The 1852-nt window shown below is 74.1% G+C and carries 1 protein-coding gene and 1 pseudogene; one reads left to right on the top strand and one right to left on the bottom strand.

Annotated elements, in window-relative coordinates:
• Positions 1-564: pseudogene (locus EYA84_RS31400) on the bottom strand (hypothetical protein); the annotation flags it as partial.
• Positions 565-679: 115 nt separating this feature from the next.
• Between EYA84_RS31400 and EYA84_RS31395 the strand changes: the two are divergent.
• Positions 680-1852 (top strand): GNAT family N-acetyltransferase (locus EYA84_RS31395; RefSeq protein ID WP_236146074.1); only part of this gene is annotated, 1173 nt, incomplete at its 3' end.

Raw genomic sequence — 1852 nt, 5'->3', positions numbered from 1 at the left:
CGCGGCGACGACCTGCCCGCCCCGACGCCGCCCGCCCCGACGCCCGAGCCGATAACCGACGTCGACGAGCTGGCCGAGGAGGTCGCCGCGCTGCTCGGCACCCAGTACGACGGCGCGTCGCTGGACCGGATCCTGGACGGGCTGGTCCGGCTCACCGCCACCGACGCCGTCCGGGTACGCGCCGCCCTCGACCCGGTGATCAACCGTCGGCACTGGTCGTGGGCGAACGAACACCGGCACGATCCGCTCTGCCTCTGCCAGGTGCTGGTCGACGTCTTCACCAGCGCCGGCGTAGAGCAGCCCGCCCAGCCCCGGTCCCGATGGCAGGCGCTGCTCGCCGCGGTCCGCCGCAGCGAACCGTCGACGCCGGAGCTGGTCGGCACGAACCCCCGGGTGCCCCCGGTCCACCGGCTGCTGCGCGCCCGACTCGTCGAGATCGGCGCACACGGCACCGACCGAGGCCACACCCCGCCGGTACGGGTCACGCTGGGCCGGAATGCCCGCATCGGACTGCGGCGGCACCTCGACGGTGCGCTCCGCCCACGGCTGCGTCTGGTCGGCCATGTCGTCGTTCCCTCCCCCTGGACCGGCGGCGGCCACCGGCCACCGCTGGAGACTTCGAGAGTAACGAGCGCGCAAATCGGTCGCCCGACCCGCGTCGATCAGCTAGACACGAGCGGTGAACACCTTCGCTCCCACCATCAGCGCCGGCCGCCCCGAGGACTACGACGACATCGGCCGTTTCCTCGGCGTGCTCTTCCACCACGAGGTCGACTCCGAGGCCCACGAGACCGAACGGGCGATCTTCGAGCCGGAACGCGCCCTGGTGGTACGCGACGGGTCGGAGTTGGTGGCCAGCGCCGCCGCGTACACCCGGGAACTGGGTGTGCCCGGCGGCGCGATGCCGGCCGCGCACGTCACGCTGGTCGGGGTCGCGCCGACCCACCGGCGGCAGGGCCTGCTCAGCGCGATGATGCGCCGGCAGCTCCGGGAGATCCACGACGCCGGGCGGGAGCCGGTCGCGGTGCTCTGGGCCAGCGAGGGCCGGATCTACCCCCGGTTCGGGTACGGGCTGGCCGCCCAACGGTTGATGATCAACGGCGAGACGACCGAGCTGCGCCTGCCGGCACCGACGCCGGACGAGGGCCGGCTCCGCCTGGAGCGGCCCGCCGACCGGCAGGCCGACCTGGCGACGGTCTACGACCGGGTGCGCGGCGACCGGCCCGGCTGGTCGTCGCGGGACGAACGCTGGTGGCGGTACGTGCTGATGGACCCGAAGTCGCAGCGCGACGGCGCCACCGAGCTGCGGGTGGTGCTGCACGAGGGCCCGGACGGCGTCGACGGCTACGGGCTGTTCCGCACCAAGGGCGAGTGGAACAACGCCGGCCCGAAGGGCGTGACCACCGTCGACGAGGTGGTGGCGGCCACCCCGGAGGCGTACCGGGCGATCTGGCGCATGCTGCTCTCGATCGACCTGACCCGGCAGGTCGTGTCCCGGCGGGCGGCGGTGGACGAGCCGCTGCTGCGGATGGTGAACGAACCGCGCATGCTCGTCGCCCAGATGAGCGACGCGCTCTGGGTACGGGTGGTGGACGTGCCGGCCGCGCTCTCCGCGCGGCGCTACGCCACCGACGTCGACGTGGTCATCGAGGTGGACGACGACCTGCTGCCCGAGAACACCGGCCGCTGGCGGCTGCACGGCGGGCCGGAGAAGGCGGACTGCACGCGTACCGACGATCCGGCGGACCTCGCCTGCGACGTCCGGTGCCTCGGCGAACTGTTCCTCGGCGGCGTCGGCCTGGCCGCGCTGGCCGACGCCGGTCGGGTACGCGAGCTGCGCCCGGGGGCGCTG

The sequence above is a fragment of the Verrucosispora sp. SN26_14.1 genome, assembly GCF_004307965.1.
Taxonomy (GTDB): domain Bacteria; phylum Actinomycetota; class Actinomycetes; order Mycobacteriales; family Micromonosporaceae; genus Micromonospora.
Note: the sequence above shows the minus strand (reverse complement) of the source record. Positions and strands in the feature narration are given on the sequence as shown.